Below are 26,638 nucleotides of genomic sequence, written 5' to 3'. Positions count from 1 at the left end.
CGTGGCAACCAACTTTGAGAAACTTCAGAAGCTCCTTGAAGAACTGTTCCAGTTGGATCAGGCCGATCTGGACTTCGGCATCTACCGGATCATGAACCAGAAGCGGGACGAGGTGGTCCGCTTTCTGGAGAAGGACTTGCTGCCGCAGGTTAAGGAAGCGTTCAGTCACTACCAGTCGGCGGACAAGGCCACGCTTCAGAAAGAACTCGACAAGCTGGTCACGCAGATTGAGGGTGCCGGGATGAATCCCGACGAGTCGCCCAAGGTCCAAGAGATCAAACAGCAGATGGCGGATTCCAGCGTCGATGTCACGGCCTTGGAGAACGAAGTCTTCAGCCACCTGTTCAACTTTTTCCGCCGCTACTACCACGAAGGCGACTTCATCTCGCTGCGGCGGTACAAGGAAGGTGTCTACGCCATTCCCTACGAGGGTGAGGAAGTCAAACTGCACTGGGCCAACCACGACCAGTATTACGTCAAGAGCAGCGAATACTTCCGTGACTACATCTTCACCATGCCCTCGGGCAAGCGGGTCCGAGTCCATCTGGTCGCCGCCTCGTCCGAGCAGGACAACAAGAAGGAGCAGGCAGGGAAGGAACGTCGCTTCGTCATCTGCAAAGAAGACCCGATCTACGAGGAGGCTGGCGAACTCTACATCCGGTTCGAGTACCGGCCCGAGACAGGCCAGAAGAAGCAGGACGCCCTGAATCAGGAAGCCATTGAAAAAGTCCTGAACTCCGAGGGCTTCGACGACTGGGTTCGGGAGCTATCCAAGCCTGCGCCCACGAAGTCTAACCCAAATCGCACCGTGCTGGAGAAGCACCTCACCCAATACACCGCCCGGAACACGTTCGACTACTTCATTCACAAGGACTTGGGCGGCTTTCTGCGGCGGGAACTCGACTTCTACATCAAGAACGAGGTGATGCACCTCGACGACATCGAACACGATACCGTTCCCCGAGTTGAGCAGTACCTCAGCAAGATCAAGGTGATCCGCAAGATAGCCCACAAGATCATCCAGTTCCTCGAACAACTGGAGAACTTTCAGAAGAAGCTGTGGCTCAAGAAGAAGTTCGTGGTGGAGACGAACTACTGCATCACGCTCGACCGGATTCCCGAGGAGCTTTACCCGGACATCGCCGCCAACGACGCCCAGCGGGAGGAGTGGGTCCGGCTCTTTGCCATCGATGAGATCGAGAAAGACCTGAACCAGCCGGGCTATTCTGAACCATTGTCCGTGGAGTTCCTGAAGTCCTTCAGCCATCTGCCCATCGACACGCTCTATTTCTCACGAACATTTCGAGATTCACTGTTGTCATCACTCGACGGTCTGGACGAGGGGTCTACTGGACTCTTGGTGAACTCCGAAAACTTTCAAGCAGTCAATTTGCTTCACACAAGCATGAAGGGGAAAGTCACATCCATGTATCTCGATCCCCCGTACAACACTGATGCGGGTCCGATTTCATACAAGAATGGCTTTCGCAACTCTTCATGGATCGCATTGTTTGACAGTCGCTTGCAGTTGGCTCAGTCCTTGCTGACTGCGAGTGGGATAACATGTGTCACAATCGATGACTTTGAGTCACACAACCTCCGGCATCTTCTGGACCTTACTTTCTCGGAAGAGAACTTGCTGGGGGTCGTACCCATAAAGAACAATCCGGCAGGTCGCACAGGAACAGTTGGGTTTTCACTCTGCCACGAATACGCATTTTTCTACGGTGCATCAGAAGAGTCACGAGTCAATCGTTTAGAACACAGCGAGAAACAAAAAGCTCGCTACAAGGAGGAAGACGAAGAGGGGCGGTTCGAGTGGACGAATTTCCGCAAACATGGAGGTGTAAACACATATCGAACAGCCCGGCCACGACAGTATTACCCAATCTATGTGTCAGGAGAAACCATCCGCATCCCAGAATTGGAATGGGACAATGTGAAACGAACTTACACGATCAACGAAGAGCCTAGTCCTGATGAGGAGGTTTTGTGGCCAATCGACTCACAAGGTCGAGAGCGAATCTGGGATTTCAACATCCAAACTGCCAAAGCAAACATTCCTCATCTGGCAGTTCGGAAAGACTCGCAGGGGAACACCGCCGTTTACCGAAAATGGCGTCTCAATTCAGAAGGACTTCTGCCACAGACATGGTGGGATAAGTCGGAGTATTCCGCAGCCGAATATGGGACGAATCTTTTATCTCGCATGTTCGGTGAAACGCATTCTTTCATGTTCCCGAAATCTCTTCATGCCGTCACTGACTGTCTCAGGGTGAGTGGCCTCCGAAATGCTAAGGATGGAATTGGGCTGGACTATTTTGCGGGGTCGGGAACGACAGGGCACGCTGTTATTAGTCTAAATCGAGAAGACGGCGGTTCACGGAGTTTTGTTCTCGTTGAGGTAGGAAAATACTTTCATTCAGTGCTTGTAGCTCGGATGAAGAAGGCTGCGTACTGTGCTGAGTGGAGAAAGGGAAAACCAACCACACACGACGAGGGACTGTCGCAGTGCTTCAAGTACATTGCACTTGAGTCTTATGAGGATGCTCTTGCAAATCTGGAGATGAAGCGAACAAGCCAACAGGCGACACTACTGGAACAGGACGACGACATGCGTGAGCAGTACGTCCTCTCATACATGCTCGACGTGGAGACCCGAGGCAGTCAGTCGCTCCTGAACGTCGATTCCTTCCGCACGCCGGACGAATACAAGCTACGGGTCGAGAGGGATGGCGAAACCAAACTGGTCAACGTCGATCTGGTCGAAACCTTCAATTGGCTCTTGGGCCTGACCGTAATGCACATCGACGTGATCCGGGGCGTGCGTGTCGTGGAAGGCACGAACCCGGATGGCGACCGCACGCTCGTCCTCTGGCGGAACCTTGACGAGATCGACAACGAGGCGCTCGACGAGTGGTTTCAGAAGCAGAAGTACAACACCAAGGATCAGGAGTACGACCTGATCTACGTCAACGGCGACAACAACCTCGAAAACCTCCGACGTGGCGACCAGACATGGAAGGTCCGCCTCATCGAAGAAGAGTTCGGACGCCTCATGTTCGACGTTCAGGATATTTAAGGAGAGTCCACCATGGGGAAGAAACGAACCAAGAAGAACGAGACACCGCCGCTGAGGTTCGACGAGAAACTCGTCCTGAACCAGTGGATGCTGTCGCTGTTCGAGGTGAGCAGCTTTGACAAGCTGGCTGAGAATCTAAAGCCGCTGGAACTGGAAGGACTGGACGAGAACAACGTCCACAGGTTCCTGCACCAGATGAAGCTGCTCTGGGAGTACGCCGAGTTCCCCGGCGACACGCTCCTCGGCTACGACCAGAACATCGTCAAGCACACATTGGCACTCAGTGAGAAGCGAGCCGAGCCGCTCAAATGGAAATACTTTCAATACCTCTCGCTGCTGTTCACCGAGGTTTACCTCGACCGATTTTTTCGTGATCCTGAGAAGCTGCTGGCCGACCTGAATCAGCACGTCATCAAGTTCAATGAGGGAAAAACCACAAAGGAACAGATTCCCGAGTACCAGCCGGATGACCTGCGAAAGCTGGCGTTCTGGAACGCAACCGGCAGCGGCAAGACGCTGTTGATGCACGTCAACATCCTTCAGTACCAGCACTACCTGAAGCTGCACGACAAAGAGAAGAGTCTGAACCGGATCATCCTTCTGACGCCCAACGAGGGCCTGTCCAAGCAGCACCTCGAAGAGTTCCATGCCTCGGGCATCGACGCCGATCTGTTCTCGAAGGAATCCCGGTCCCTCTTTTCAGGCAAGACGGTCGAGATCATCGAAGTCACCAAGCTCAAGGAAGAGATGGGGCAGAAGACAGTCGCCATCGACGCCTTCGAGGGGAACAACCTCGTACTGGTCGATGAGGGACATCGTGGTGCCAGTGCGAGCGTCGAGGGGGCGTGGATGAGCGCCCGGAACCGGCTCTGTGAGAACGGGTTCTCCTTCGAGTATTCCGCCACCTTCGGGCAAGCCATGAAAGGGAAGAAGGGCCTCGAACCGATCTACGCCAAGAACATTCTCTTCGACTATTCGTACAAGTATTTCTACCGAGACGGCTTCGGGAAGGACTACCGCATCCTGAATCTCGCTGACGATTCCGATGATGAACGTCGTCGCCTGTATTTGACAGCCTGCCTCGTCGCCTTCTACCAGCAGCAGAAGCTCTACGACGCCAACCCGGACACCTTCCGTCCCTTCCTGCTGGAAAAGCCTCTCTGGGTCTTTGTCGGCGGCAAGGTCAACGCCGTGCGAACAGAGAAGAAGAAGGCCGTCTCCGACGTGGTAGACATCCTGCTGGTGCTGTCTGAGTTTGTGAAGAACAAGCGAGAGTCGATCAGCCTGCTGGACCGGCTCCTCAGCGGCAAGCCCGGCTTGCTCAACCAGCGTGGCGAGGAAATCTTCGCCACCGCCTTCCCGTACTTGATCTCAACGAAATTGTCAGGCGAGGAGATTTACAACGACATCCTGAAAGTCTTGTTCAACTCGTCCACCCAAGCAGCGCTACACGTTGAGAACTTGAAGGGGAGCGATGGCGAGATCGCTCTGCGACTCGGAGAGAACGATGCCTTCGGCCTCATCAACGTTGGGGATGCTCCCAAGCTGTGCAACCTGTGTGAAAATTTCCCAGAAGACTTGATTGTCACAGAGAAAGAGTTCTCAGGTTCTCTCTTCCGTGAGATCAACGATGACGACTCCACAGTGAACGTGCTGATCGGATCGAAGAAGTTCACCGAGGGTTGGAACAGTTGGCGAGTCAGCACGATGGGCCTGATGAACGTTGGCAAGAAGGAAGGCTCGGAAATCATCCAGTTGTTCGGTCGTGGGGTCCGGCTCAAGGGACACGGCATGACGCTGAAACGTAGTAGCCAGCTTGAAGGAGTCGAGCGTCCTAAGAACATCCGCCTGTTGGAGACGCTCAACATCTTCGGCGTGCGTGCCGACTACATGCGTCAGTTCAAGGAGTATCTGGAAGATGAAGGTCTTCCCGGCAACGAGGAGCGGATCGAGTTCATACTGCCGGTCGTGAAGAACCTGAATGGGAAGAAGCTAACGAGCGTTCGCATCGAAGAAGGCAAGGACTTCAAGGCCCAAGGACCGAAGCCGACTCTCGCTGAACCTTTTGACCGACTCCTACGACACCCCGTCTCACTGAACTGGTATCCGAAGATTCAGGCCCAGCAGAGTAAAGGGGTCGGCAAGACCGAAGACTCGGCGGTGAAGCAAGAAGGCACGCTGGAAGAGAGGCACCTTGCATTCATGGACATCGATTCCATCTGGTTCCAGCTTCAGCACTTCAAGAACGAGCGGTCGTGGTACAACCTGAACCTCGACAGAGATTGCATCGTGCCCCTGCTCTTAGATTCCCGATGGTACAAGTTGTTTATCCACCCGAAGGATTTGGAGTTTCCAAAGCGAAAGCACCCGTTGGAGGAAATGCCAGATTGTTTTGCCTGTGTACGCCGGTGGGAAGAGATCGCCGTCGCCCTGCTCAAGAAGTACGCTGATCGCTACTACAAGAACAAGAAGCAGGAATGGGAATCCGACTTCTACGAGTATCATGAGCTTCGGGAAGACGATACGAACTTTGTCACCGAGTACCGGCTCTTGATCGACGAGTCACAAGAGGCCATCGTGGAGAAGTTGGGCGAACTCAAGGGCAAGATCGAAGATGGCACGTTGGCCGACTGGTCGTTCGGGAACCTACACGCCATCTCGTTCGGCCAGCACCTCTACCAGCCTCTCCTTCACTTCAAGAGTGACTTCGTTGATGTCAGTCCAGTCTCCCTGAACCAAGGAGAGAAGGAGTTCGTCGCCGACCTGCGGACCTTCTACGACGACAACCCTACCTTCTTCGAGGACCAAGAACTGTACCTGCTCCGCAACATGAGCCGTGGTCGAGGCATCGGCTTCTTCGAGGCCGGGAACTTCTACCCCGACTTTCTGTTGTGGCTGCTGACCGACGACAAGCAGTACGTCACCTTCGTCGATCCGAAGGGTATCCGAAATCTCGAAGGCCCCGACGATCCCAAGATTCGGTTCTACCGCACGATCAAGGAACTTGAAGTACGTCTGGGTGATCCCAACGTGATCCTTAACTCATTCATCATCTCGAACACGCCCTTCCAGCAGGTTCGGTGGTGGACCGAGGACTTGTCCAAAGACGAGTTCACCAAGGCCCATGTCCTGTTCCAGAAGGAAGACCGAAACACCTACATCAAACGCCTGCTGACCACTGCGGCCAGCGATCAGCAAGTGACCGTGGAGGCTTGAGCGACTCAAATGAGTATTCCCCGCCAACTCTTGACCTACTTGAATTCAGGGAAGTGTTTTGCACTGATCGGCTCTGGCCTTTCCACGGCATTGGAATACCCGTCTTGGTGGCACATGGCGAAAGATGCGACAGCGTTGCTGCCCGATTCTGACCCGGAACAAACCGTTCTTACCGAACTTATCGGCGACAAAGACTACCTGGAAGTCTTTGAGCGTGTTGCTGGGCGTTTGGGAGGCGTGTCGTCTTTGTTGCCAGAGCTAAAGAAATCGTTCGGGCCAAAAAAGGATCGGGGTGAGGCATACGAAATCATCTGTCGCTGGCCGATACGCTGCTATCTTACGACCAACTACGACGACGAGATCGACAACCACTTGCAACGACTCGGCCAGCACTTCACTTTGCTGAGAAATAGTCAGGCTGAGCTTGGGCAGATCACGGCGAACAGCCAGCACCGCATTGTGAAACTCCACGGTGACTTAGACTCGCCGGACGGCATCGTACTAACGACAAGCCAATACACCGAGTTCGAGGCGGGTGGAGGCCGACAATATTTCCGCAACAAGCTGGTCAGCATCTTTCAGATGGTGCCACTGATTGTTCTTGGTCACAGCATGACTGACCGAGATTTCCAATTGATTCTTCGCTTGGCTAAGGAATCTGCTTCACCGGAAAACCCCATTTACATGCTTGTGGCAGATGCAAGCCGAGCCGAAACCGACAAGCTCCACCGAGAGTTCAACATCCGGCTTCTTTCTTACCCCAACCCTGATAGAAGCTTCAAGAATCTCACTCAACTGCTGCGGCAGGTTGATCGCTTCGTCGTTCCACGAACTTCGGAGCCGACTCCACCACTGGATTTTCCCGATGCGGAAGAGGCTGAGCAGGCAGTGTCTTTGTATGTTCACTCGGCGCTCGGTTTCGGGGGAGATGTCAACCTGATTCAAAAGACGATTCAACCGCAGATTCTATCGCTCGCAGCGTCTAAAAGTGATGGCATCGCAGCCGAGCATATCAAGGTGGCTTTAAGACCGAATACGCTGCAAGACTTGCCATCAATAGCTTCTGAGATCGAGACGGCGATCACCCATCTCACGGAGTTGGAGAACTTATCAGCGACCGACACTCAACTGACCGTGACAACCAAGGGCAAGGAACTGCTCGCCGAAACAGAGGCGAGACAGTCCTCAGAGGAGGATCAGTTCTTCGGCGCCATGAAATCGAGATTGTTGAAACATGGTGCTGAAACTGATGTGGAAATACTCGTGTCGGGATTCAAAGCGGCACTTGTGACAGTCTTTCGGAAGCGTGGACTGGCCGCAGCCGAGCTTTTGTTTCGAGATAACCCTTTCGAACCGGCTGACATGCCTGAACTCTTCGACGCAGTGTTCCCACCTGCCACTTCTGTGGACGATTTCACTCTACGAGCAGAATACTGCAATGCTGTGATGGATGTTCTTACTGCTCCAAATGACGATCAAAAGAACTACCTTGCTCACCTTGCACAAGGGTTCTTTGCGTATCACATGTTCGGCATTGACCCGTCTGGGCAAGAGGTGAGGAAGCGACTAGTTCAGGGGACACTTTGGCTATTCGACTCGAACATTCTAATTCCCTTAGTGGCCCCGCATTCTTTTCAGCACGGCTTCATGACGGGACTGCTGGATCAGTTGAAGGCGCTCGGCATTCGCCCGGTAACGACGCCAAAGCTCATTTCGGAGGTGGATCGAGCATTGGGCTGGCTGCAATCTCGTTTAGCGGGTGTTCTGGACGGTGAAGAACGCCAAGCGCTGTTGGAAGTTACGCAGCGGCCAGACTACTCAGAGAACCCCTTCCTCGATGCGTTTGTGGAGGGAAATGTCATTGGAGCGTGGCGAAGCAAGTCCGAATTCCTCGAAGCCATCGGGCACGAGGATGGAATCGGAATGCGTTCCGCTATCCAATCACTTGACATCGATGTAATCGAGCCTTCCGACATCGATCCCAGTGGAGATGCCACTATCGACTCGCTGTCAGATGAAATCTTCAAAGAGCGAGAGAGAGCGGGGACCATCAGGGCAGGAGATGTTCAGGCACAAGCAGAAGGTGAGGCGTTGCACATCCTGCGGTATGTCAGAAGAAATGGATTCCGAGGTGACGACTCGATTCGAAAAGCTTACTTCATAAGTACGAGCCGTTTGCTAGACATAATCTATCGAAGGACAGACGGCCTCATTACATGGTATCCAGAGAGTCTCAACAATCATCTCGCATACTTGAATGGTGCTACAGTCGATGCTGACGCTGCTTTTCATGCGATTACGACAAGCTTCTATTCGGCAGGAATATCGGTCATTGATGAACCTGCGTACAAAAAATACTTCAAGCCTGCGATTTCCGAGGCCAACGCAACGCTGAAACGAGAGATCGATAATTATGTCAATTCCGTTGCTCGTTCAGTTCAGGATCAGCAGTCGGAACGGGAATCGATTTTAAAGGGCTTTCAACGCACACCCGATGTCGGGAAGTCTCTCTTCGTCGAACAAATGGGGTGGAAAGCTGCAAGAAGGGCAGAGGAGCGACTTGCAGTTGTTGAGAGGCAAAAGCAAGAGGCGGAACGCAAGGGAAAAGAAGAAGTTGCCTCGGTAAAGGCTGAGTACGAGCGAAAGGAAAATGAGAGGAAGCGGCACGAAGAAGGACGCAAGCGAAATCTTGCTGATCCCAAGCACCAGCGAAAAAGACAACGACAGGCCAAGAGGCGAAAGAAAAAAGGTAAAGGCAAGGGCAAACGATGATCTTACCCAGTCGCCCGAAAGCCGTCGATGGGGGCCGGGTGCGATACCCTCTTCACAGGTTGAACTGGCTGACTTACACAGTCACGTCACTCGACGCCTTGAACCGCCAATCCATTTTCGCATCCGTTGGCTTTTGCCGGATGCCCTAGAGCTAAGAAGCTCATCCCTTTGGTTCTGACGAAGTGTAGAACTGAGCTTCACAAGATCAAGAGCGTCGTCGGACAAGCAATGGTCGGACGAGGGAGGCGACCAATGCGGGATTTCCGTCATTGATAACGGACTGGCCGATTCGATGTTTGGCGCTCAAATTCCATTTCAGGGAGGTTGAAGGACACGCCTCTATTTGGTCCGTCAAAAACATTTTGGACCCGAAAATCTCCAAACTCGCAGACTTCTCACATGACACGTCGATGTCTGATAAGAAGTCGGACCTGCTCGGCCATCTCAGATGACACCATCACATGAACTGCGCCGAAAGGAGAAGAGCCGGGGATTCCCGGCTCTTCTCACGAAATCGGCTTGGCACCCCAAGCGGGTCTTGTGAATCACGTCTCTCATCTCCTTGTTACAAAAGGTGGACTAATAACGGACGCCAATCAGACAGCTATTAGGCAGCTTGAGAATCATCCGCTTCCAGTCGCCGTCGTGCGAGATCGACGTACTTCTTCATAACATCGATGCCGTAGAAGTTTCGCCCAGTCGCTTTCGCTGCTAATAGCGTCGTGCCGGACCCGGCGAAGCAGTCCAAGACCGTGCCGCCCTCGGGACAGAACGTCTTGATAAGGGCTTCGCAGAGTGCCTGTGGGTACTTGGCCGGATGGTCCACGCCTTTGGCGTTTCCACCGACCGGCACGACCAGCACGTCACGCATTCGTGCAATGCCTTCCTTCTCACTCTTCTCGCCATTGGTCCATTCTGACTGGTCGTAGTTTCGCACAGCCAGATTCGTAGAGGGTGATCCCGCAGCCCACGGATCGCAGAAGGGATGCGTGGTCCGGCTGAACCACAGAATCTCTTCGTAACAGTGGTGCGGCCACCACTTGTGTCCGAGGGGAAGCCCATCGTGCTTGAACCAGATTTGGGTCATGTGCTGCTTCCAGCCAAGCTGCCGCAGGACAAGCTGGGTGAGTAGAAGGAAGTCTGACATCACGCCATTCCTGACGTGCTTGTCGATGACCACGACAACACTGCCATCGTCGGCCAACTTGCCGACAAGGGAATCCATCCATCGTGCTGTCCACGTTGGGTAGTCCACTTCTGAAACAGTTGGATACTTGTCGCCCCTTTTCTCAGGATAGGGCGGTGAGCAGAGAGCCAAGTTGACGGACTTGTCTGGAAGCCGTCGATTGACTTCCTTGCAGTCACCAATCTCGACTGTGTTGAGTGTGAAGTGGTTGTCCATGTGTTGATCCTCCAGAGTGCGCACGGGTTTGGTTGGCGACCACGCTCAGTGCGCACCTTGAGCGCAGTCGCAGAACAAATGTTGGAATCACTAACCAGAGTGGTTAGAAAGCAAAGCAAAACGGGCTGCGGTCCAAGAGGAACGCAGCCCGTTTCAAAGGCTGGACGAGATGAAAGACGGCTTCAAGCAGCCTGCTCGTTGTCAATCAGATCGGTGTCAATCGGGACAGTGCCATCGAGAGACTCGGCCTCTTCTGAAGCCTGTGCGTTGGCAAGTCGCTCCAAACCTTGGACGACGTATGCCTTTTCGATGTCGCAGGAGATGCACTGTCTCCCGAGTCGCTGGCAGGCGACAGCCGTGGTGAATCCACCACCGCACGGATCAACAACAAGATCGCCGGGCTTTGTGAAACTGAGGAGAAGGCTTTCCACTTCGGCCAGCGGTCGCTGCCACGGATGGTATTCCTTCTCCTGCCGGTCGAGATCAAGCGTGTCCACCCATTTGGTCCATTCATCAGGCTTCCGCTGTCCTTTGGTGTAGATGACAAAGGGCGTGTAGTTGCTCACGACCTTCACGGCGTGCATCTGGTTGCAGCGCCCAACCCATCGAGACGTTCCCATCCACTGGTAGGTCAGATGTTCGTCGAACGCTCGCATCTTATCGTTCAACTTGTGCTGGCCAACAAAGCAGATGAAGATGCCTCCTTCGACAAGCACTTCGGAAGCGAGTCGAGCCAAATCACCGATCTGGCTGACAAACTCACCGTCGTAGGGAATGTCGGTTAGGACACATTGCACGGAACCCGACTTCAGGTTGGCGACTTCCTGCAACTGCTGGAGTGGAGTGTGGAAAATCTTCACGGAGTCCGGGTCCAAAGGAGCTTCAAGCTCAGCCTTTCGTCGTTCCGCAAGCTTCTTCTGGTTCTTGAGACGACGCACGGTTTTCAGGATGCCTCGGCGCTCAGCAGCGGTCTTGGCTGATCCGAGCTTTTCAACAGCTTCACGCTGAATGTCTTCGGGTTCTTCGACCAACTGGGCGGCAGCGTGAGGTGAGACTTCCCCCTTGTCCATCGCACTCACCAGTTCGTCGATAGCGTTCTCGACGACCTTTTTGGCGTCGTCGTATTTGTCCATCTTCCAACCAGCGATCTCGCAGGCTTCCTTCTTCGTGACACCACTACCGTTTTTCCGGTATTGATCGGAACGACGATCTCCACCACGGGTGAAATCTCGAAGAGCGTCGGTGATGGCGACCATCTCGGAGAGGGTCAGGTCTTTGCGGATCGTATTCTCGATCCACTCACCGTGCGTCAGGTTCTCGATGTCGATGACAACGGCAGGAATCTCGGTCCACGCCAAGTTGTCTCGGCAGGCGAGGAGTCGGCGGTAGCCGAAGACGAGCCGGTTGTCCGGGGTGACGCCAATGGGTTGGAGTAGCCCATCGTCGGAAATGGAATGGGCGAGACTGCCGATGTCACCGAGTTCTTTGCGGTGACGCTCGCCGATCTGGATGTCGCTGATGGTGATGGATGTCGTGTTCATGGAATGGTCTCCTTGGGTGAAAATGTACCCGGAACAGCCGCAAGGCACCAGCCTCGCTTGGTTGAAGCTGTTCCGGTCGTTCCGAAAGGGCATAAGAAAACCCCGTCGCACGAATGCACGTCGGGGTTCACAAGTCGTCGTAAAGGCTGTTGGTTCTGCAGACACACCGAGAGCGGTTCAGACGCAGGTGAAGTCTGGCCTGAAAGCCCCCGGCGAATAGGTCGGGGGATCAAAAAACCCGACGTGTTCAACGTCGGGGTTACAAAAGTTGGACTGCCTCTTGGCAGCAAGCTTGTCGAGCAAGAACGTTTTCCAAAACGGGCAATTCATCCCGATCCGGTGGTCAGGCACCTGCTACACTCTCTTGGCTTCACTCGTTTCGAACTGATTGAACTCACCTCCTTTCCACTTCCTATTTGTGCTTCGGTTGTGCCTGAGTAGCAGGTGCCTACTTGGTGTCCAGATTCAGGGGCTGTGGCGATCAATGTGGGAAATCCCACATTGATCGCCCAAATGACTCCCAGCTTTTGGTCTCAGTTCGAGTCCATTCGTTGTCGTTCACGGCAGACCGTGGCTCTGCAAACTCCGCAGGTCTTGGCAATTTCTCCTGTGGGCCGTCGCTCTTTGAGCATTGCTCGCATCTGTTCACGAACTTTCAGAGGAATGTACTGTTGGGTCGGAGCCTCGGTTGGGTCGCCATCGACGGCAGCAAAGACAACTTCCACCATGCGTCTGGCTTCACGCATCAGATCGTGAAAGCGACCAAAAGGCTTGTTGGTGTAGCAGTCGATCAACTCGTCACCCTTGAATGTCGAGCCGTGGGCCAAGCAGATGCTCGCCATTTCGCTGGAATGGCTCAGGCGAAGCATGTTCGGCAACGTGTCACGAAGGGTTCCAAATGCCAATTTGCGAAAGCTCGGTTCGCTCTTCTGGATTCTTCGAATCAGGGCGGTGAAGACGTTCGTGAACTTCGCTTGTGGATTCCGTTTTGCTTGCTCCTTGTACCACGGGTCGCCCTTCTCAGAGACAAAGAGCAGTTCACTTCCGAATCGGCGAGATCGGGCGAATCCCCAGCGAACCATCACAATCGTCTCGGGCCACAACAGCCACTCACCAAACACACCTGTCTTGGGACGAAGGAACCGGATGAAACTGTCCGTCTCCGTGGAAGTAAACCCCAACCGAAGAGCATGTTCGTGTTCGTGATCGAGAAGAAAGTCGTCCGAACGAAGCCGCCCGAGTTCTGCTGCGCCCATCCCACAATTCAGTGCCACATAGAGCAGTAGTCGTTCAAGTGGAGTGGCGTGACGATTGAGTACAGCGAGTTCCTCTAGGGTGTAGGTGTCCTTCTGCACTGCCTTCAGCTTGTTCGCCTTCTCGACATCAAGTTCTGCGATCTTCCGACTGATCTGGGCGAGACCACGAGGTTTGATCCATGAGAATCGACTTGTAGCGTCAAGCCAATTGAGAAAGCTGAACAGTTCTTTGATGTGGTGTTCAGCGGTCTTTCGTGCGATGGGCTTTCCGTCAAGTCCTCCCGTTCGCCGATTCTTGGTCGGTGGCCGGTTCGCCCAGTAACGCACGAGATCAGTGCAACTGTCGAGGTGCAAAGCAGAAAGGGGAATGTCAGAGTGCCGCTCCTTGAAGCGGCCAATCCGTTCCATGCGCAGCCTTCCGTACTGGGTCAACTCTCCGTCTGTTCCGGCTCGCACGTTGTTCTTGTGTACGACTTCTTGACCGAAGACATCGAGAGCTTCGTGCAGTGTGCCCGTGACGAGTTGGTCGGGCATGACCTGACGTGAGGTGATGACTCCGAGAAGTCGTGCTGCCTCTTCGAGTTCCTTGAGTTCCTCACCCACGGCCAAGCCGTTGACCTTGAGGCCGTGAGCGTACAAGTCCGGCTCAGCGGGGACGATGTGCAGGGACGGGTGGTTCTGCTGCTCGACGTGAAGCATCTGAGCGTACTGTGCGGTGGGGTCTTCTTCACGCAACAGATGCTCGTGGAATGGATACGGAATGGTGAAAGTGCCCTTCTCGATGAGCTTAGCTGCGTAGAGGGCGAACGGGGTCCAGATTGTCTCACCTGCGACGATCTCGCTCTCATCGTGAAGGTCGTACAGACGGTCCACACGACGTTCCGCCTCCCTCCTGTTCGTGCCGAGGTTGAAGCGGTGTTCTTTGCGGTTGCCGTCAGCGTCCAATCGGAAGCCAAGGTAGGGGCGATAGCGGCCCTTCGTGTCAGGTTTGAGTTCTCGTCTGCGTGCTGGCATCTTGTACCTCCAATCTGGTGAAAATGGGTTGACCAAACTGGGGCATGTAGCAGGTGCCTGACTTTGGCTACGGAGGGGCCAACCTGACACTTTTGGCGGCTAACCTGACACGCAACCTGACACAGAGCGTTTTCCGAAGTCCTTGTTTTGCAGGGAATTTGACGTAAGCGCATGAAAAAAGCCGCCTTACGAAGATCGTAAGACGGCTTTAGATGGAGGCGGCGGGAATTGAACCCGCGTGCCGCGATATTTCCATGCAAGCATCTACGTGTGTATTCGACTTATTGAGGTTTCGCCAAACGGGGCTCCAGTCGACGGGATTCCCGGAAGGCTAGAGGAGAACGTTTTTTAGCCGCAGGCGTGCTCCACGTGACCGTTGGCGAGTCGGAATTGGCGTCCGACTTTCAGGTCTCTCCGACAAAGACCCTCAGTCGGGGCTACAACTAATTAGGCAGCCAGTGCAAAGTTATCGTTTGCAATTATTGTTTGGTCTGCTTTTTACGTGGCCTGCTGACCAACCACGACACGCAACTTACACTTCAGACTACCCGGTCGATACCAGTTCGCCCCCGGTGTAAGATTCTTCTTGCCGTCCGTCTCATTTCTGAGAAAAGGCCCTCTACCTATCGGCAGAATGCCCCGTTGGCATGAAGAATTAGGTACAAAGAGGTAGCCGCCTAAGACAGACCACTACCTCGTATCCTGTATTCTAGGCTCTCCTTGACCAAAAGAAAAGCGACCAGACCGACAGATAACGCGCGACAGAAATGGTTAATGCCTGAATTATCCCCTTCCACTATCCGTCCAGGCCACGTTTCCGGGCTGTTTGCGACCGACCGAGGGCTGTTTCTCCTTCCTTCGCGAATTGGCGTTGATGTGACGCGCCGCCAGGCGATAGGGTTCATTTCGCACGCTCATATGGATCATGCGGCCAGCCACGCGTTGGCATTGTGTACCGAGGCGACCGCACGGATGGTTCGACATCGGCTCGGAAACGTTACCACCCGGGTCATGGAATTCGGTCAGCCGCAGGAAATCGCCGGACATCGGCTAACAGCGTTGCCGGCAGGACACATCTTTGGTTCGGCCATGCTCTTTACCGAACACGAGAAAGGCTCGCTCCTTTACACCGGTGATTTTCGCCTCGGCCCTTCGGCAACCGCCCAACCGGCTGAACTTTGTCAGGCCGATTACCTGATCATGGAGTGTACGTTCGGCCACCCGAACTACCGTTTGCCTGCTCGCGAAGTCGTCATTGAAATGCTTCTCGAAACGGTAACCCAGGCTATCCGGCGAGGCGCCACGCCGGTTATTTCGGCTTATGTACTAGGCAAATCGCAAGAGGTTACCAAGATCCTTACTTCGCATGGAATCCCCGTGCTGCAGCATCCGACGATCTTCGAGATCAGCCAGATCTATCAAGCGTCGGGCTGCGAGTTGGGTGACTTTCGTCTTTACGAAGGCCGCCCGGTGCCTGGCTGTGCGGTGATCGTACCGCCGAAGCCTCTCGCCCCAAGCGGGCTACCAGGGGCACTTCACGTAGAAAAGATCCATGTCACCGGCTGGGCCATGGATGCCAAACGACGGCAATCGGCACCGAGGGACCATTGGATTCCGCTTTCAGATCACGCCGACTTCGATCAACTACTCGATGCTGTCGAACAAGTCTCTCCCCAGGCGGTTTTCTGCACGCATGGGCCGAAAAGCTTTGTGGAAGAACTACGCCAGCGTGGCCACGATGCACGTTGGCTGGCCTAGCGAGTTCTTCGTGCATCGGCCAGCCTGCGTTTTCGTAGGCAAAAATTCAATCGGTCTGGGGCTTAAAACTTGAAGTTCTTGATGCCCCCCTTGAAGTCGTTGCGATAATACAGATCAAGGTTACGGCGTTGCTCCTCTTGGATGATGCCGTTGCCTGACTGAATACCACGCAGCAGTTCCTCTTTGGCATTGGTTTGCCCCATCGGTTTCGCTTGTTCCGCTTGCGGCTGCCTTTGTTGCGGATCTGCCGCACGATTTAGGTTCATAATCTCTGGCCGATTTGGCCCCAGGTCGGTCGTGCCCCGGAAGAAGGCGTATTCCCCTTTATCGGCTTGAGCAATCACCGTTGTGCGACCCTGAATGCCATCGCCGATGAAGATCCCACGCAGATCGGTATCCCCCGAGACGAAGTCGGCATTGTGGGTGCCAATGACTTTCACATGGACATCGTCAACATAGTGATCTTTGGTTTGGTCCTTCACCGTCACGCGCACACGACCCGAGACCGCGTCTTCATTCACGTCTAACTTTAATGGACTCACCAGCACCAAACCGCTGGCGTGCAGATTATCGGCACGGGCCACAATCAGGTAGGCACCTTCTTCCGTAACAGGCAGCGGAATCGTTCGCTGCTTATTCTGGTAGTCTTTGCCGTCCCCTAAAACGATGGTCGTTTCGTGCAGCGGCTGAATCCCAGCCAAGTTAATCGTGGTGATCTTCTGCAGATTACGCTGCATCAGGCCGAACTTCATCAAGTCGATGCGGTAGACCTTGACTTCGCAGTCTTTCACATTGCGGTAATCGAGCTTCAGTTCGACTTTCTCGGTCGGCAGGAAGCTGGTGACTTCTTCCAAAGAGATATCTTGCCGTGTGAAATACTCGATGGCCTGAGCCGCATCGACGAAGCGATCTTTGACTTGCTGGTAGTCTTCAATGGCTTGAGCGGCTTGATTCAACGAATGATGAATCTGGCCCATGATATAGATTGCTCGCCATCGATTCTGGGCAGCGACACTATCGGAATTCTGAACCGCCGCCGGAACACTTTCAGCGACTTTCGCCGACATCTGCAGCGCATCTTGCGGCTGACTCAAGGCAAAGTGACAGAAGGCCGTCAGGTACCAGAAACTGCTTAAGTGCTCGCTCTTAGGATAACGATTGCTGTATTTCTCGCACAACTTAATCGTTTGTGTGTACTGCTCTAACTCGGTCATTCCTGAGGCCAACGCGAAAGCAGCTTCGTCCGCAGAAGGATCTTCGGGATGGGTCGTCAAAAATTGTTCGAGCATTTGCAACGATTGTTTTTGGAAATGGACTCGATTGAGATGCAACTTTTTCCCTTCTTTGGAAGCCGCCGCATTGGCTGCGCTGCTATAAACATCGGTCGCCAAGGCATACTGGGCAATTGCCGCATACGCTTCCTGAGGCGTGTCTCGCAGCAAGTCCTGCATGACCTTGATGCTTCGAATAATCTCACCTTTGTCGGCCAGAAAACCAGCAACTTGGCTTTCGACCATGAAGTTGGCCTCTACCGTTGCCCGGAAGACGAGATAACTTCGTTCGTACTCCCCTAATTCGTTGTAGGCATCGCCTACCTTCAGCAGCTTGGCAAACGGAATCTGCTCGTCAGGGAACTTCTCGATCAAAATTTCAAAATACTTCACCGCAGCGGCAGGGTTCTTTTCTTGCAGATGAATATCAAACAGCATTTTGACCGTATCGCGGAAAGGATCGTTGTGGAGTGTCCAATTGCTGAACAACTCGGTCAGGTTCTTCTCTGCTCCTGCGATGTCCCCCTGAGCGAACTTGCGTTTGCCAAGTTCGTAAAGTTCCTGTGGAGTCAAACGATATTCATCTTTACTCGTCTGCCCTGCCGGAAGCACGTTAAACGTCTTCGACGTGCCCACCACCAAGGCCTCTGGGCGATAAACGTCTTGGGCCAACGTTGGTCCAATGTAGAAATCTCCTGGCTGAATGCCTACCAATTCGTAGGAGATGCTCCTCGATCCACGGAAAGCCCCCACATAGAACAAGACATAGCCAGGATGAATTTCGTAGCGTTCATAGTTCCCTATGATAGAGCTGGGGGCGATCGTCGCTCCGGCTGGGATTGGCTCGGTGACGACAATGTATTCCATTTGCTGTTCATCCTCGTCGTTACGCACATTCGTCCGATAAAGTTGCAATTGCACTTTCCCTTGCTCGCCAACCGCCAACTGCGAGAGCTCGTTTCGGAACGAGCGATAGCCTCCTCTGACCACACCAAAGCCACGAGCAATCTCTTCGCCGTCGAAACGGAGTGGAGCCGGATCGTAATAACGCTGCAGATTCCAGCGAGCGGTATCTGACTTTAGCTTGTCCAACGGAACGTCCGCCGACAGCTGGCAACGATAAGTAAACTCGCCTCTTCCGGTCAGTTGAAATCTGACCGTTTCCTGCTTCTCGCGTTTCAACAGGTCGGCGGGAATTTGCACCGTCTGCGTAATGCTGTTAGCGTCGACGTTTAATGTTTTTACTTCCTTGTCATTCACTAAAATCGTCAATTGATATTCATCGGCGGCCAACTGCTTACCGGCCGTCCAACCACAAATGGCTAACATCGCCGGGCCGGTAGCTTTATCTGGCTGCCAACGATGTCCGGTCCGCTGCTGCAAAACTTCTTTCGCAATGCGGGCCATCTCAGGCGACTTAGGCTGCGTTTCCCAAACGGCTAATGCGTAGAGTGCTTGAGCCTCGACGATGGAACTGTTCCAACCAGCAACATCTTTCTGTCCGAACTTGCTCTTCGCTAGATCTGCCAGTTCGCGTGCGGTATCGGTACGGTTCATTGCCGCAAACGTAAGGGCCAAATAGGCGCAACCGGCAGCCGATAACGAAGGGCGATTCCGGTGAAGTTGATTTGCCAGCGAAAAGTCGCCGCTGCCAGCCTCCGTCAACGCATGCAAAAGGGTCGCCTTGCTGTCGTAATCACCGACCGGCAACTGAGGAATTTGGTTCTTCAGTGTATAGACACTCTTTTGCAACAGGTCGGTATCGACGCGATGTCCTGCTTTCTTAGCGGCGGCCAATGCCCAAACGGCTCGCGCCGTTGAATAGCGGTTAGTGCCTGTTTGAGCACCACTCCAACTAAAACCACCATCACCATTTTGCATCACAATCAACGAAGCAATCGCTGAATCAACCGAAGCCTTGACGGAATCGAGCGCCGGCCCACCTGCATCTGGGCTTTGAGACAACAGTTTCTCTAAGGCCAGCCCGGCAAGGATATTGCTGGTGGTCGTATCGATCGGCGTTGCCGAGACAATACCGCAGCGATACAGCGGCATCGCCGGAGGAGAAAGCACACTCAGCAAATCGCTCTGCACATTGGGCCCGATGACGATTTCTAGTTGGGGGTTCTCCCAAGGCATTCCTGTCGGATAGTTGACGATCGCCGTCATATCGCTGGCCGCCTTGCCGGCAGCAGAACGGACCACGCGATAGGTTCGTTGACGAACGGGAACCGAACGGTGAACCACATCGACCATGTCGCCCGACTTGACCGTCAGTTGAAACGAAGCTTCGGCGGGCGAAGCACTTTCTACCGCAGCAGGGTCGATTTCTAGCGGAATCAACAAGTCATGTTCGTGGTTCTCTTGAAACTCGATCGTTTTCGTTTGCGTGATTTTCTTCTCGCCGATCGCAATTTCCAATTCAAGCTGCACCTTCCCAGGTTGACCATCCTTCTTGAAAACACGTACCGGAATTTGAATGGTATCTCCGCTTTGCAGCGCGAGGGGAAGCTTCATGTCGGCGAACAACGGCTTGGCGACCGTCAACTCGGCATCCGTTTCGCCAGCCAACGTTTCGACCGTAACCCCTTTAGCCAACAGCTTCCATGTTGTCGAGTTGGGAGGAAGCGTGATCTCGACGGTTGCGTTGCCTTGCTTGTCGGTGGTTAAGTTAGGCTCCCAGAAGGCCGTTTCCTGTTGGGGAAGACCAGCCAGAACAATCTCTCCACGCTTCTGGGCGGCGGTAATGTATGCCTGGATCAGCTGCTGGTTCGCCTCTTCCCCTTGCTCTAAAAGCATCAAACGATTGAGATAGCGACCATTGGCATCAATAACTTGCAAGCCAATCTGCGCGTTCCCGTCGCTATCCCAAACCCATGCTTTTTGGCGAATCGCTTTGGACTCTTCCCAGGTATAGCGATTTTGCAATGCGCGGTTATCGAAAGGTATTTCTGCCTGATCGACTGAATATAATATGTCGTCGACGGGATAGTTCCCGGCCATTTGCGACTGCTTTTTGATAGCAGCTTTTTCAAAATAACCTCTATCGGACATGGGCACCTGGTTGGCCATGCCGCCCTCTATGCCTCCCATGCCTCCGCCTCCACTTAAACGCTCGCCAGCGAACCCACCATAGCCTCCCCTACTAGGCACCAATTGGCTTGCAGGCATATTATTGGAATAGCCATCTACTTCTGCTGCCGCCGTATCAGCCGGGCTATCTGCCGCGCGAGAGAAGTCATTTAACTCGGCCCGCATCTCACGCTCGGCCAGTAGACGCTCCGATTCTTCCAATAGGCGTTTGTTGATCTCTTCCGTTGCCGGTTGATAGTGGAAGTCGATACTCGAGGTTGCACGCATCGCAAACAGACGAGCGTTCCCTTGCCAAAAATCACTTGGCTTCGACCAGCTTGGCGGGAACTGATCGAGCAAGCTCTTTTCGACCAAGGCTAAACTAACTTCCGCTGGCAGAGGATTGCCCAACGCATCGGTCGTATGCAGCGTGGCCTTGACCGTTTCGCCAGGGCGGGCATTCTCAGGCAGCTTCAGAGTAATCTTTAAGTCTCGTTGCACTTGGAAGTCGCTATCGGCTGTATGAAACCGCAAGGGAGCGGGCTGATCCGCGTCGGCATCCTCGTTGTCAGTCATCGCGGCAATTGCCAACTGAAAATTGGGGGCCAGGAAGGTATCGACGTCGAATTTCAGATCATTCTTTCCGTTCTGAAGTTCAACCAAGCGATAGGCAAGAATCTTTGAGCCTTCAAACGTGACAAGCGCCAAAGTGGGCTCACCTCGCCAATGGACGTTGATCGATGCTTTTTCGCCCGCTTTCAACAAATGGCGATCGGCCAAGATATGCAAACGAATACGATCGTTTTCGTCCGAGATATGAACTGCCGTCTGAGCGCTGATCGCGTGCTCGAAACGATCGACTCCTGTGAACCGGAGAATGTAGCGCCCACCTTTTTCCAGCAACAACGTCTGCCGTGCCTCTCCCTTTTCGTTCGACTTTACATCATGTTTGGAAACCAACACTTCTTGCGAATGGTTCGCTTTGTCGTTGGCAATTCGCAGAACCGAAAGGGTTAGGTCGGTTGCCAGGGGCTCACCATCCAAGTCTTTCACCATGGCCGACACATCAAACGATTCGCCGGCCAGATAGGTATCTCGCACGACGTTTGCGTTCATCGTAAAGCCAACCGCCGAGATGAAAACGCTTTTGGCGGTCGCGGCCTGTTCGCCAAGCATTTGGGCCTGAATTTGAACCACCTTCGATTCCCGCAAGTCGCGGGTTGGCATCTCAAACGAGATTTCACCTTGCTGATTGGTCTTGGCTTCAAGCTGTTTGCCATCGAGCCGATATTGCACGTTGCGGCCAATAACAGGATCACCGTGGTAATACTTGGCCACTATCTTCCCTTTCACCACTTCGCCCCGATAGTAAACGCTTTCCTCCAGTTCGATATCCAGAAAGATACGGGGAAGCTGAAATTCAGCGACTTGAAAATTAGCTCGGTACACGTCCTCTTTATTTTTCAAGGACTTCATCACCAGTTGGTATTGCCCGACCGGTGCTTGGCTCGGCAGTACGAGAAAACCACCCGCCGAACCAAAATCGCTTAGCTTCACCTCTTCGACGTACAGCGAGCGGCCACGTGGATCGACGACCTCTAGCTGATACGCTTCGCCTGCCGGAACGATGTAGCGATCGTCTTGCACGTGCCGAATGATGCCTCGCAAATGAACCAATTGCCCAGGCCGGTAAGCGGGACGATCGGTATAGAGATAGCCACGGCGTTCTAAGCCGCGGGCCATTTCTAGCCCGCGAAGGTCGACGATGTTCGCCGCCGAATGACCTCCATGAACCCCCAGCACACGAATATCACCAGAGCCATGCAATTCGTCGCGCTTCGCACGATAGACACCATCATCGCCGGTCGCTGCTTCAGCAAAGACCTCACTGCCGTTGGATAGCAACAAGCGCACGTCACTCCACGGCTTCTTTGTTCGCATATTCTGAGCGTATACGAACACTTCGTCCCGCGAGCTTTTCACAATCATGTCCAGGTCGCTCTGCAAGGCCACAGTGGTGGCTTCGCGTTTTTCGCCGGTGATTGTGACTGCCACTACGCCGGCATCGGTGAGTTTGCCATCGTCGCTGCCATCAGGCGTATGAATCGGGATTTCAACCGTGTTCGTATCTAGGCGATACTTTTCGTACTCAGGGACTTCAAAGGTAAAAGTCTCGGCAGGGTCGATCAGGGCGATATCGAGATTCTCGATTCCCCCGGTCGTCTGCATTTTGCGGAAATAGGTCTCCAGATCGATCGGATAGACCTGAACGATGACCTTTTCCAAGTTCCTTGTTTTCAATTGAATGGAAGGTTTCTGGTTCGAGCGAAACTTGCGCAAGGTGGCGACTTCCAACTGCTCGCCGGTAAGCAGCTTGATGCGCCGCTGAGCAGCAGAAGCAAATTCGGTCGACTCTAATTGCTTATACAGTTCGAGGGCGTCTGCAAGTTGGTTGAGCTTCTCTTCTGTAGTGAGGGCAATTTGGTAGCGAGCGTTCGCCGAGATTCGGCTACCAGGAAACTTACTGGCGAGTTGTTTCCAAGTGGCAATCGCTTCGTTCCAATTCTCCTCTTCGTAGTAGCTCTTTCCAATGCGAAATTGAATTTGCTGCACGCGCGAATCAATGGGATACCGCTGTAAGAACTCGCGCCAGAGTTGCCGCGATTCTTCGTAGTTTTTCTCGTTATACGCGTGCTCTGCCTTTTGGTACTGGGCGTTGATTATCTGCTGCTGGGCTTCACTCCACTGAGAATGCGTAGGGTGTTTGGCAAGATATTCACTCCACGCCGCGACAGCCTCGTCGAACTTGTTTTGCTGAGCATAGATCGAACCCAGCAGGAAGCGAGCGTCGGCATACGCATCGGTATCGGCAAATTGTTTGATCTGGAGGAATGACTTGAGCGCCGCCACAGCGTCATCTCCTCGCCCACGACTAGAGTAGGCCCGAGCCAACTGGAAGTGAGCTTGGGGAACACTTTCGTGTTCTGGATACTTGGCGAGATAAGCTTTTAACGCGGCTACGCCCAGCTCCAAATCTTGATCGGTGGGCGGATTTGGAAAGTGATAAGTCGCGGCTAAACGAAACGCCGCCTTGGGTAGCAACTCGGAGCCCTGGCCCTGGTGCAGCGCGAGCAGGTCTTCCCAGGTCTGACGAGCTTCCGCTGTTTGGCCGGCTTTAAGCAGGAGATCGCCTAGTTCATAGCGAGCAACCAAACGAATGTCGCTATCGGTGCTAGCGTCGATCAACTCTCGATAAACGTTGATCGCCGGCCCAAGCTGCCCCAAGTGGTTATTGCTGCGAGCAATCTGCAGATTGATTTTGTCTTGGGTTTTCGGCTTCGCCCCAACTTCCAAAGCCTTTTGATAAAACTGCAGAGCATTGCTGTATTCTTGCTGGTCTTTCGTCTCTTCTCCACAAGTAAACGCGACACTGGCCAAACTCAGATAGATATCTGCCACTTCTTCCTTCCGGTCGAGTGACAAGAGATACGTGGCTTGCTCGCGGTAAGCAATTTCCGCACTGCGATAATCGCCCCGTCGAGCATGGGCTAAGCCGATGGCAAACTTCGCCTTGCGAGCCCAATGGGAATCGGGGAAACGTTTGAGCTGTGCTTCAAAGACCTGGACTGCTTCTTCATACTTTCCCGCGAAGTGAAAAGCTCGCCCTTTGATATAAAGAAGTTGCTCCTTGTCTCCCTCGTCGGTGGCCAGTTGGGCATCGATTAACTTGACGGCCGTGTCATACTCGCGGTCTTGCATGGCATCGCGAATCGAAGCCGGGACCAACTCATAAAGCGTTTCATCCAGGCTATTTACATCTTTTTCCTCGGCAGCGGAGGCCAAAGAGGCAAAAAACAGAGGGACTACGAACATCCAGGTCGTTGTTCGAGCAAGCGCCAACATCATACATTCTCGGGGCAAAAGAAAAGGGTTGTTGGGGGATCCAGGCTAGGCTTCAATCTCACTGGCCGATACCAGAATGATTGAACGAACGGAGCCGTGCTAAAGAACAAGACGAACCGAGCAGGCGAAAAGTTTTGCTCAACGTTCAAAATCATGCGGCAGAAGCCTCAATACCTCTGTCATAGGCCATAAGTCTCAAATTGCCAATTATTTAGCACAAACATTCGCCCTTTTGGCGAGAGCCAGCATTCCCACAAAAATCGATCTTTCTCCTGGGCTTCTTCCCAAGTACGATCATCCCCTCTTTTGCCACACGGCATCCAGTTAATTTGAATACGACGAGAGGATTGGGGTAATGCACGGCTGCATCCAACCATCTTTGGCTCACCAATCGAAAACCTCACTCGCTGGCGGGCTGTTGGCTGTCATGGTTCTTTTGGCCTTCCTGGCCGGCTGTAGCCAAGAGGCTGAAAAAGCGGAACCCAAAGCCGATTCTCCAGCAACCGTCGCGCAATCAAATACGCCACCGGTTCCTGCAGAGCAACCAATCCCCATTCAGCAGCAACCCCAAATGGCTCCTCTGGGCCAGCCAAGTGCCCCTGGACAGATCCCCCCACCAGAAAACGCCCCTTCACAGTATCAACCACGCACATTCGCTCGGCAAAATGTGGAAAGCACGGCACCACGACAGCGTCTCGCGGCACCAGCACCGAATCAGCTTCAACAACCGCAGGCCATACCGCTTAAAGCTCAGCAAGCTCAACCGCAATTCGCGCCACAGATGATGCAGCCAGAGGCGATGCAAGCCCCGCCAGAGTTTGCTCGTAGCCAACCAATGGCGGAATCATCCTTGGCCAAGCAAATGCCGGAATCGAAGTCGGAAGATCCTTTCGATGTCGTCGAGGTCTTCTACGGAACCGATCGCGCACCCGTGGTTTGGCCCAGCGGTGTGCTCCCACATAAATTTCACGCTCTTTTGCCAGCGGTTACGTGTGGCCTGCTGGGAATTGCCGTGGCGTTGGTTCTGACACGTTTCAAGCAATACATCATCTCTGGCCTCACGCTGCTGGTAGCTCTTTCTGGTGCCGTTGTCGTGGGGCAAGAAGGTTGGGTGCAGTACCAGAAGTTCGACCGTTTCCTGTCGAACGAATCGATTGTCTACGGCAAACAACAAGGCGAGATGCAATTGGGTTTGTGCAGGGTTAGCATTCCCAAGTCACACCAAACCGGTTCCCTCGAATCCCCCTCGGTAATCCATTGGGAATTCGAAGAGAAGCCTGAAGATCACGTCATGCTGATGGAGGTGAAGTCGAAAGAAGAGAAGGAATTTTTCGATATGCTGCGGCAACGGGCCGCAGAGTCTCCGCATAACGATTTGTTAATCTTCATCCATGGCTACAACGTCACCTTCGAAGACGCAGCCCGTCGCACGGCTCAGATCGCGCACGACCTCGAATTCCAAGGTGCCCCGGTCTTCTTCAGCTGGCCTTCGCAAGGAGAGCTGCTAGGCTACGTGACCGATCGTTCCAACTCGTTCTGGACAGCTTCGCACCTCAAAGACTTCCTCCTGAAGGTTCACCAGCAAAGCGGCGCCCAATCGATTCACCTGATCGCGCACAGCATGGGCAATCGCGCCTTTGGGGCTGCAATTGAGTCGCTAGCGGCGGATCTCGATCAGAACCAGAAGGTCTTCAACGAAGTCATCTTGGCCGCGCCGGACGTGGATGCCCGTGTCTTCACGGAAGAAATCGCCCCGAAGCTAACCGGCATGTCCCAGCATGTCACACTTTATGCTTCCCAAAATGACTTAGCCTTAAAAGCCTCGCGGGCCGTCAACGGTTATCCACGGGCTGGCGATGTCGGTGCGAACATCTTGATCCTCAACGGGATCGATACCATCGACGTGACGAAGATCGATACGAGCCTGCTAGGCCACGCGTACTACGGCGACAACAAATCGGTGATCAGCGACATCTATGCCCTGATGCAAAAAGCCCGCTCGCCTCGCGAACGAAAATGGTTGCTCGACATGGCAGGCCCCAGCGGCATGTATTGGTACTTCGATCCACAATACAACGTAATGACCCAAAACCCCAACGCTCCCCCAGTACGTTAGGTTGGTTCGTTTTCTTAACTTGGCTGGGCATGTTTAAGCCGGGCAGGATTATTGACGCCTGCGCCTGTAATCCAACTTGACTATGGGCCAACTTGCCACGAATCCGGGGCTTACGTTGGTCGCCCCTATTGGATTGGTGGCGCAGACCTCAACAACAAGATCAAGATCCGGCGAATGTCATCAAAGAGGTATGCGTAGCAGATCGACACGGCAAAGCAAGCGAGTATATTGATCT

General features: G+C 53.7%; 9 protein-coding genes and 1 other RNA gene. 5 read left to right on the top strand and 5 right to left on the bottom strand.

All coding sequences use genetic code 11. The features are described from left to right. The first annotated feature begins 1 nt into the window (after position 1). Genes DTL42_RS14125 through DTL42_RS14115 form a run of 3 tightly spaced genes read left to right on the top strand, consistent with a single transcriptional unit; the run spans position 2 to position 9,070 of the window. Entirely contained in the window at positions 2 to 3,082 is a 3,081-nt protein-coding gene (locus tag DTL42_RS14125) for a site-specific DNA-methyltransferase (protein ID WP_199590141.1), read from the top strand. A 12-nt stretch (positions 3,083 to 3,094) separates the two neighbouring features. Further along, positions 3,095 to 6,298 (top strand): DEAD/DEAH box helicase family protein, encoded by a 3,204-nt coding sequence (locus DTL42_RS14120; protein WP_114369378.1) that lies wholly within the window; start codon positions 3,095 to 3,097, stop codon positions 6,296 to 6,298. Positions 6,299 to 6,307: 9 nt separating this feature from the next. Further along, positions 6,308 to 9,070 carry an SIR2 family protein gene (locus DTL42_RS14115; RefSeq protein ID WP_114369377.1) on the top strand — a complete coding sequence of 921 codons (2,763 nt, stop codon included), beginning with the start codon at positions 6,308 to 6,310 and terminating at the stop codon, positions 9,068 to 9,070. A gap of 607 nt (positions 9,071 to 9,677) precedes the next feature. Here DTL42_RS14115 and DTL42_RS14110 read toward each other — a convergent pair. From DTL42_RS14110 to ssrA, 4 genes are all read right to left on the bottom strand, one after another. Further along, on the bottom strand, positions 9,678 to 10,472 hold the full coding sequence (locus DTL42_RS14110; protein ID WP_114369376.1) for a DNA-methyltransferase: 795 nt from the start codon (positions 10,470 to 10,472) through the stop codon (positions 9,678 to 9,680). A gap of 182 nt (positions 10,473 to 10,654) precedes the next feature. Next, on the bottom strand, positions 10,655 to 12,013 hold the full coding sequence (locus tag DTL42_RS14105) for a DNA methyltransferase (RefSeq protein WP_158545379.1): 1,359 nt from the start codon (positions 12,011 to 12,013) through the stop codon (positions 10,655 to 10,657). Positions 12,014 to 12,546: 533 nt separating this feature from the next. Further along, positions 12,547 to 14,283: a hypothetical protein gene (locus tag DTL42_RS14095; RefSeq protein WP_114369373.1), complete on the bottom strand. Its 1,737-nt coding sequence runs from the start codon at positions 14,281 to 14,283 to the stop codon at positions 12,547 to 12,549. A 210-nt stretch (positions 14,284 to 14,493) separates the two neighbouring features. Then, positions 14,494 to 14,854, bottom strand: a transfer-messenger RNA (tmRNA) gene (ssrA, locus tag DTL42_RS14090). Between the two features lie 203 nt (positions 14,855 to 15,057). Here ssrA and DTL42_RS14085 point away from each other — a divergent pair. After that, positions 15,058 to 16,041: an MBL fold metallo-hydrolase RNA specificity domain-containing protein gene (locus DTL42_RS14085; RefSeq protein WP_114369372.1), complete on the top strand. Its 984-nt coding sequence runs from the start codon at positions 15,058 to 15,060 to the stop codon at positions 16,039 to 16,041. A 62-nt stretch (positions 16,042 to 16,103) separates the two neighbouring features. On the opposite strand, the gene DTL42_RS14080 is transcribed toward DTL42_RS14085, so the two are convergent. Beyond that, positions 16,104 to 24,257 (bottom strand): tetratricopeptide repeat protein, encoded by an 8,154-nt coding sequence (locus DTL42_RS14080; protein WP_158545378.1) that lies wholly within the window; start codon positions 24,255 to 24,257, stop codon positions 16,104 to 16,106. A 385-nt stretch (positions 24,258 to 24,642) separates the two neighbouring features. On the opposite strand from DTL42_RS14080, the gene DTL42_RS14075 reads away from it, so the two are divergent. Further along, positions 24,643 to 26,403, top strand: coding sequence for an alpha/beta hydrolase (locus tag DTL42_RS14075; protein WP_114369370.1), 1,761 nt, complete (start codon positions 24,643 to 24,645; stop codon positions 26,401 to 26,403). The last annotated feature ends 235 nt before the right edge of the window (positions 26,404 to 26,638 follow it).

It is taken from the genome of Bremerella cremea (assembly GCF_003335505.1).
Classification (GTDB): domain Bacteria; phylum Planctomycetota; class Planctomycetia; order Pirellulales; family Pirellulaceae; genus Bremerella; species Bremerella cremea_A.
The sequence above is the reverse complement of the archived record's forward strand: the minus strand, read 5'-3'. Positions and strand labels throughout refer to the sequence as shown.

What these genes read in the sequence shown, in the direction of transcription:
- DTL42_RS14120 (WP_114369378.1), top strand. Translation starts at nt 3,095, where the DNA reads ATGGGGAAGAAACGAACCAAGAAGAACGAGACACCGCCGCTGAGGTTC.
- DTL42_RS14115 (WP_114369377.1), top strand. Translation starts at nt 6,308, where the DNA reads ATGAGTATTCCCCGCCAACTCTTGACCTACTTGAATTCAGGGAAGTGT.
- DTL42_RS14110 (WP_114369376.1), bottom strand. Translation starts at nt 10,472, where the DNA reads ATGGACAACCACTTCACACTCAACACAGTCGAGATTGGTGACTGCAAG.
- DTL42_RS14105 (WP_158545379.1), bottom strand. Translation starts at nt 12,013, where the DNA reads ATGAACACGACATCCATCACCATCAGCGACATCCAGATCGGCGAGCGT.
- DTL42_RS14095 (WP_114369373.1), bottom strand. Translation starts at nt 14,283, where the DNA reads ATGCCAGCACGCAGACGAGAACTCAAACCTGACACGAAGGGCCGCTAT.
- DTL42_RS14085 (WP_114369372.1), top strand. Translation starts at nt 15,058, where the DNA reads ATGCCTGAATTATCCCCTTCCACTATCCGTCCAGGCCACGTTTCCGGG.
- DTL42_RS14080 (WP_158545378.1), bottom strand. Translation starts at nt 24,257, where the DNA reads ATGTTCGTAGTCCCTCTGTTTTTTGCCTCTTTGGCCTCCGCTGCCGAG.
- DTL42_RS14075 (WP_114369370.1), top strand. Translation starts at nt 24,643, where the DNA reads ATGCACGGCTGCATCCAACCATCTTTGGCTCACCAATCGAAAACCTCA.